This is a genomic window from Desulfococcus sp. (assembly GCF_050178255.1).
Lineage (GTDB): Bacteria > Desulfobacterota > Desulfobacteria > Desulfobacterales > Desulfococcaceae > Desulfococcus > Desulfococcus multivorans.
The window spans coordinates 1-6,839 of sequence record NZ_JBFXGG010000142.1 but is presented as its reverse complement, the minus strand read 5'-3'; the positions used below and the strand labels follow the sequence as shown (position 1 = coordinate 6,839).

Sequence of the window (6,839 nt, the reverse complement as noted above, 5' to 3'; positions counted from 1 at the left end):
CTGAAAGCGGTCGCGGACCTGGAGCGCATCCCCAAGGGCGCCTACAATATCCGTAAAAACGGAAAGCTGTTGGGCCGGGAGGTGTCGGCAAACATCGACATCGAGAGCAATGCCGACGGGACGGGCATCGTGATCACCGTCAAACCGGGGACGAAAAACGAGTCGGTGCACATTCCGGTCATCCTGAGCCAGGCCGGCCTCCACGACGTCGTCTATAACACCTTCGTCGTGGGCGAAGACGCCGACGTCACCATCATCGCGGGGTGCGGCATCCACTGCGGCGGGTCCGCGCCTGAAGGGCACGAGGGCATCCACGAATTCAGAATCGGCCGAAACGCCCGTCTGAAATACGTGGAAAAACATGTCGCCTTAGGTCCCGGCAAGGGGAAGCGAACCCTCAACCCGACCACGAAGGTCTTTCTCGATGAGGGGGCCTATGCCGAGATGGCGCTCTCGCAACTGGGCGGCGTGGACGAGGCCCGTCGGCTCAACACGGCCGAGCTGGGACCGGGCAGCGCCATTCAGATCACCGAAAGGGTCATGACCGACGGCGACCAGCGGGCCGAATCCAGAAATGAATTGTTGCTCCTGGGGACCGACAGCAAAGCCAATATCGTGTCCCGATCGGTGGTTAAAGGAAACTCCAAACAGGATTTTTACGTGAATCTGGAGGCTCGGGCGAAATGCTACGGCCATATCGAATGCGACGCCATCATCATGGACAACGGCATCAGCGAAACGGTGCCCGCCCTGAAGGCGCTTCATCCGGACGCGGAACTTACCCACGAGGCCTCCATCGGCAAGATCGCCAATGACCAACTCATGAAACTCATGAGTCTGGGACTGACCTATGACGAATCGGTCAACCGCATCATCCAGGGCTTTTTGAAGTGACATCAGGACGCGGGGGCCGTCGCATGCCGGCGGCACCCCCGCTTTCCGTCGGAAAATATCGAGCCCTCACCTCTCCTGAAACAGGCAGTCCACGCCGTCCAACCCCATATGAATCAGAAGACCGATGCCGATCCATCGGAGAACCCGGGCATCCGGAACAAAAGACAGAAGCGCGTAGACACCGACGGCAAGAACCGTGTGAAGCGGATGAAATCCGATACTGCAACGGTTGGGGTCGAAAACAGGATCGGCCGCCAGATGATCCAGGTCCACCACCATTACCGCCGTCATGACGGCCCAGGATTTCCAGAAGTCTTTCCGCCAGGCCAGACGGGCCGCAAGGGCGGGAGCCGCCACATGAAGGAAGAGGTGCAGCCCCGTCCGCCATCCCATCACATCATCCTCATCGAAAGTTGTTCTCGTTTAAAAATGGACGGCCAGCCACAGGGTATCGGTTGCCGGCTCGGTCCAAACCACGCGGTGCCGGGTGTGCGCCGGGATGACGAGGTAATCGCCTGGTTCCAGGCGCAAGACATCCGGCTTTCCGGCAAAGGCCAGTTCGGCACGTCCCCGAACCAGCAGAACGAATTCATCCTTGTCCTGGTCGTACCAGAAATCTTCCGGCGATGCATGCCCCCGGGAGACAATCCGCTCGATGCGAACATTCTCCGACGCTGCGAGGATCTCCATCAACTCCTCGGGCAGATCGGCAGGAATCCCTGAGAACAGGTTTCTTTTCACGTCGAGTTTTTCCCTCTGCTTTTCTTTCACTGCAGACCCCAAATCCCAAATCGACACCGATAAACAAATTTTGTCAACGCATCACATTTTTTGGGTCATTATTTCTCAATCGTATCCATCCGGCATTCGCGCCCTGGCCGGCGCTATCAGCATCGATAGCTGTTTTGCATGTTAAAACAGCGCAATCATGCATCCAAATTGCTTTCCCCCTCCTCTGATCCAGATTCCATAAAACCGGCATCAATCTTGCTTTCATTTGGATCAGATTCGGAAAAATCGATGTTCGACAATATCTTAGATTGCCCGGAAAGCCCGGCACCCATTCAAAGGTCATCTGAATTCAAATGCGGTATATCATCATCCTGATCACCATTTCGCTCATGACGTTTCTCGCACTGGAACTCATTTCAGGGCCGCCCGAAGTCCTAGTCGAAAAACCGGCCCTGGTAAACCAAGCACCGCCCAGCATCACCGTGGGAAATGATATCGATACGCTCCCAAATGAAACAGGGAGAACCGAGTAGCCGATAACAGGCTGTGACACTCAAGGTTTGTGGCTTGGGAGCCGCACCAACAACAAAGGCCGAACCTGTTTCCAGATTCGGCCTTTCTGCTTCTAGATGGTCGGGAAGACTGGATTTGAACCAGCGACCCCAGCGTCCCGAACGCTGTGCTCTACCAGGCTGAGCCACTTCCCGACAAGGCTTACTCTTCTAAGGGATACAGCCTGAATTGTCAACCTAAAATTGCGTCCGACAGCAAAAAAATCCCTGCTCCACCATTGCCGCCGATGAAAAGTTGAGGCGGAGCTTCCGAAGTGTTTCTCCAGAGCCGTGGACCTATGCGAATGGGTTCTCCAGGACGATGGTCTCCTGCCTTCCGGGGCCGACCGAGATGATCTTGATGGGCGTCTCGATGAGGGCCTCGATCCGCCGGAGATAGTTGCGGGCGTTTTCCGGCAGATCTTCAAAACGCCGGATGCCCGAGATGTCCTCCGTCCATCCGGGAAGGACTTCGTAAACCGGCTCGCAGGCCGCCAGCATCTTCAGGCTTGCGGGAAAATCCCGGAAGGTTTCGTCCTGGTACCGATAAGCCGTGCAGATCTCGATCTCGGGAAGCCCGCCCAGAACATCCAGTTTGGTGATGACGAGACCTGTCAATCCGTTGAGCCGGACGGCATTTCTGAGAATTACCAGGTCCAGCCAGCCGCACCGTCTCTTGCGGCCCGTGGTGGCGCCGAATTCCGCCCCTTTCTTCTGAATGGCGTCCCCGATGTCGTCGAACAGCTCCGACGGAAACGGTCCCTCCCCGACCCGCGTGGTATAGGCCTTGACGATGCCGTAGACATCCGATATGACCGTCGGACCGATGCCGGCGCCGCAGCAGGCGTTTCCGGAAACCGTATTCGAAGAGGTGACGTAAGGATAGGTCCCGTGGTCGATATCCAGGTGCGTCCCCTGGGCCCCTTCGAACAAGACCTGCTCGCCCCGGCGGATGCCCTGGTCGATGACGACGGAGATGTTGGTCACCAGAGGGGCCAGGCGTTCGGCATACTGCCGGTATTCGGCGATCACCGCCTCGGGGTCGAGGGTTTCGGTTTTGAAAAACTGCTCGAGATAAAAATTCTTCTCGGCCATGATGGTTTCGACCTTATCCCGGAAGGCCTCGGGATCCAGGAGGTCGACGAATCGGATCCCTCTCCGGGTGGCCTTGTCCTCGTAAGCCGGCCCGATGCCGCGGCCCGTCGTACCGATCTTCTTGTCCCCTTTCATCCGCTCCCGGGCAAGATCGATGGACTTATGGTAGGGCATGATCATCTGGGCCCGCTCACTGATTTTGAGGGTCGTCTCATCCACACGGACACCCTTGCCGATCAGGTAGTCGATCTCTTCCACCAAGACGGCCGGATCGACCACCATCCCGTTGCCGATCAGACAGGTTCGGCCCTGTAGGATGCCTGACGGCACCAGGTGGCTGATGAACTGCTCGCCGTTCACCACCATGGTATGGCCGGCATTGTTTCCCCCCTGAAAGCGCACCACGATATCCGCATATTCCGCCAGAAGGTCAACGATCTTGCCCTTCCCTTCATCACCCCACTGCGTTCCCACAATAACGACGTTCGCCACTTGCTTCTCCTTAAAAAGATATGCACCTTTCAATGATGACGATTCCGCAAAACTTCCGATATCCGCGTTGCGCCCGAGCCGGCTCACCGCGGTGCCGCGGTTTTCCTTCGTGCCTGAAAAAATTCCTGCATCATTCGGCTGCAACGCTCCGCCAGCACACCGCCCGTCACCGACACCCGATGGTTGAGCCGCACGTCCGACGCCAGGTCGTACAGCGACCCGGCCCCGCCCCACTTCGGGTCATAAGCCCCGAAAACAACATGGGATATCCGCGCGTGTACAATGGCGCCCATGCACATGACACAAGGCTCGACAGTAACATAGAGCGTCGTGTTTAACAACCGATAGTTTCCTAAAAGGCGTGCGGCCCCGCGCAAGGCCAGGATCTCCGCATGAGCCGTCGGGTCGTTGAGGGTGATGGTCTGATTATGGGCCGCGGCAATCACTGCCCCCGCCCCGTCGACCAGAACAGCGCCGACCGGCACCTCGCCGGCGTCGGCCGCCAGTTCCGCCTGACCTATCGCCAGGGCCATCTTTTCGCGGGATGCCATCATATCCATATGATTATAAAACCAATTCTATCCAGTTTCAAAAAATTTGAAGAAATCGTTGACAGGATCGTCATAATAGCCTATTAAGCCTTCACAATTCAACGATGTTCTGCGCCCGTAGCTCAGTTGGATAGAGTGCCGGACTACGAATCCGTAGGTCGCAAGTTCGAATCTTGCCGGGCGCGCCAGAAAATTCAAGGGTTTAGCTGAATGTGGCTAAACCCTTTTTTTATTTTTGTGCTGTTTTGTCCCGGTATTGTCCCGGAGTTTTAAGTCGCCACGAAAAAAATGCACCGGGAAGGACGGAAAAATTTACCATGTATCAACTCTTCCTTGCCCACCGATCCCGATATCCAAAAAACAGAGAGATTTTATCTCATGCGGGAAGCGTCTACGCTACCGGGAACCCCAAGTGGCTATCTCCGGAGAGAAGCCGCTTTGCTATCTCTTTTTCCTTCTGAGTCTTGTTCCTGCAAGGCCCGCCAATCCAGTACCCAATAAGAGCAGGGAACAGGGTACTGGAACGGGTGAAGTGTTTTGCTCTCCATAAATGTTGACAGTGTAATAAAAGGCACCGAGGTCATCAACAGGTTTGAACTGATCAAGAACGAATGCGATCGAATCAATGGTGAATCCTTCAAAATCAATGCCGTTCTTGCCGGTATAGTAGGCGCCCCCAAGGTCCCAACAATATCTTTCAGAAATATACCCATCGGAATTAGTCGTCATGAAAGCAAAAACATCAATGCTGCCGTTTGTTATTGTTTCAACCACCTCTGCATAACCCGGAGCCCCTGATTGATACATCCAAGTGTTTCCGGCAAGGCTTGAATTAAGGGTTAGATCAATCATCGGTTCCCATTCCGGCCACTGATCAGGAGGAGGCCAGAAAGGACCTGGATAACTTGATGGAATGTTGTTCCACAAATAATAGGAAGCTTCAAATGTGACATCCTGTGAAATGCCATGATAGAGGTTGTAATCCCATTGACGTTCTGAAAATGAGCCTATGATAGTAGCGGCAAACGATTTCTCACCAAGAGTGAACATCAAAATAAGGATTGTCGCTGATAACGATAAAATTTTCGTCATTGAGAACCTCCCATTTAAAATTATTTGCAAAATAACTTCGGTAAGGTTTCATCTCTTTCCAATGGGTTAAAAATGATCGGTATAATCGACAATAAAAGATTATGTTCGTTTTGTATAGTTGAAAGAAGACTGGAAGCATGAGTCAATCGATAAAACCCTGGCAGAGGGTTATGTGGAATTCCCAACCGACATACAAGGTGTTGTTGTTACAGCCTACGTGAGTTTCAGGGTCGAGTGGCACGAGGGAACTGCCCCCTCAGGCTCTCACAGAACCGTACGTGAAGCTCTCACCTCATACGGCTCTTCTTATCCATGACCTTTTGCACTTACCATCGGGTTAATTCTTTCAGCCAACTCCGGCAGCGTTGCCTGCGTACTACGGTTGATATTGAGATTTCGGATATTTTCGTTCATGCGCTTGAGAGATTTCCTACTGACAGCAGGATTGAATCCTGTGAATAAAAGCTTGCGGAATTATTTCCGCCTGTTCCTTTGACGCTCACCACAAACGCTCCTTACGTCGAGAACAAGATCGGGCCGCCCCCGCCTGCGACGGAGATGATTGATGAACCGCAGCGTCGGACCCCGGGAGACAATCCAACGTTCAAGCCGAAACTTGCCTGGGAAGTTCATGAGCCCGATCCCGATGATGATCGTCAGCACGCCTTGCCCCGGCAGCACCAGCATGACAATGCCCGCCATGACAAACACGCCCCCGATTACGTTTTTCACAATCCGGAGCAACAGCCATGCGAATGGGGAACGATGCCGGGTCCTGGATCTACTGGGGCGCTTTTGTCCGGCAAAGTAGTCTGCCGGAATCTGGATTACCAACCACGGAACAATGGCCAGAGCCGCTATGAATGTCACCAATGAAGCGCCCGCTATCCCCCATAAAATTGTCTCATGCGTCTGGATCCATCCGAGCATATGAACCCTCTGCCAATAATGCAGCTAACGCCCGCCGCTGAGGAAGTAACCCCATTATGGGCGTTGGCTGAAATGACTTAAACAGATTTGCCCTATCGCAAATGGAATGCGATCTGAAACCCGACCTGCGGCCCTTGGGAACACCAAAAAACAAAATACGAGGCGCATCACGACCAGGCTTATTTGCGCCCGGGAATTTCCATTCCAGGTTTTATTGTTGTGATTGTCTCTCTCCCTCAAATTTCAAGGAACAGCTCACCCTCAGTCGACATAGTTGATGGAGCCCTTTGGGGTGCGCTTCCCCAAAGTGAACTTATTCTCAGCCGCAGCATGCCCCACGATGACCGCTTCGTCCTTTTTTAATATTCCCGATCTTTCGGCTGAAGCGACTTTTTGCGCTCTATCGATAGCGTATATTCGAGTCTCATTCCCGCATTTCCAATCCTTCAACCAGGGAGCTGTACTTCTCGTGAATCATCTGTTGATCGAACGCCAGGAACTC

The 6,839-nt window shown here is 53.9% G+C and carries 8 protein-coding genes and 2 tRNA genes; 3 read left to right on the top strand and 7 right to left on the bottom strand.

The window, feature by feature from the left end; translation table 11 throughout:
- Window positions 1–894: SufB/SufD family protein (locus AB7S84_RS15760; protein ID WP_428155666.1), on the top strand; the 894-nt coding region annotated here is incomplete at its 5' end.
- Between the two features lie 66 nt (window positions 895–960).
- Here the strand turns inward: AB7S84_RS15760 and AB7S84_RS15755 are convergent.
- The 5 genes from AB7S84_RS15755 to tadA form a co-directional block, all read right to left on the bottom strand.
- On the bottom strand, window positions 961–1,287 hold the full coding sequence (locus AB7S84_RS15755) for a DUF6122 family protein (RefSeq protein WP_020875486.1): 327 nt from the start codon (window positions 1,285–1,287) through the stop codon (window positions 961–963).
- 30 nt (window positions 1,288–1,317) lie between these two features.
- The gene (locus AB7S84_RS15750) at window positions 1,318–1,635 is read right to left on the bottom strand and encodes a cupin domain-containing protein (RefSeq protein WP_040414234.1); all 318 of its coding nucleotides are present in this window, start codon (window positions 1,633–1,635) and stop codon (window positions 1,318–1,320) included.
- 621 nt (window positions 1,636–2,256) lie between these two features.
- Window positions 2,257–2,333 (bottom strand) — tRNA-Pro (locus AB7S84_RS15745).
- Between the two features lie 141 nt (window positions 2,334–2,474).
- Window positions 2,475–3,764: an adenylosuccinate synthase gene (locus AB7S84_RS15740; RefSeq protein WP_020875489.1), complete on the bottom strand. Its 1,290-nt coding sequence runs from the start codon at window positions 3,762–3,764 to the stop codon at window positions 2,475–2,477.
- Between the two features lie 83 nt (window positions 3,765–3,847).
- Window positions 3,848–4,318, bottom strand: coding sequence for a tRNA adenosine(34) deaminase TadA (tadA, locus tag AB7S84_RS15735; RefSeq protein ID WP_428155663.1), 471 nt, complete (start codon window positions 4,316–4,318; stop codon window positions 3,848–3,850).
- 108 nt (window positions 4,319–4,426) lie between these two features.
- Here tadA and AB7S84_RS15730 point away from each other — a divergent pair.
- Window positions 4,427–4,503: transfer RNA gene (locus AB7S84_RS15730), tRNA-Arg, on the top strand.
- 253 nt (window positions 4,504–4,756) lie between these two features.
- Here the strand turns inward: AB7S84_RS15730 and AB7S84_RS15725 are convergent.
- Both AB7S84_RS15725 and AB7S84_RS15720 read right to left on the bottom strand, forming a co-directional pair.
- Window positions 4,757–5,407: a hypothetical protein gene (locus AB7S84_RS15725; protein ID WP_428155661.1), complete on the bottom strand. Its 651-nt coding sequence runs from the start codon at window positions 5,405–5,407 to the stop codon at window positions 4,757–4,759.
- 474 nt (window positions 5,408–5,881) lie between these two features.
- Window positions 5,882–6,337 (bottom strand): PGPGW domain-containing protein, encoded by a 456-nt coding sequence (locus tag AB7S84_RS15720; RefSeq protein WP_020875090.1) that lies wholly within the window; start codon window positions 6,335–6,337, stop codon window positions 5,882–5,884.
- A gap of 292 nt (window positions 6,338–6,629) precedes the next feature.
- On the opposite strand from AB7S84_RS15720, the gene AB7S84_RS15715 reads away from it, so the two are divergent.
- A partial coding sequence (locus tag AB7S84_RS15715) for a hypothetical protein (RefSeq protein ID WP_428155658.1) occupies window positions 6,630–6,839 on the top strand: 210 nt, incomplete at its 3' end.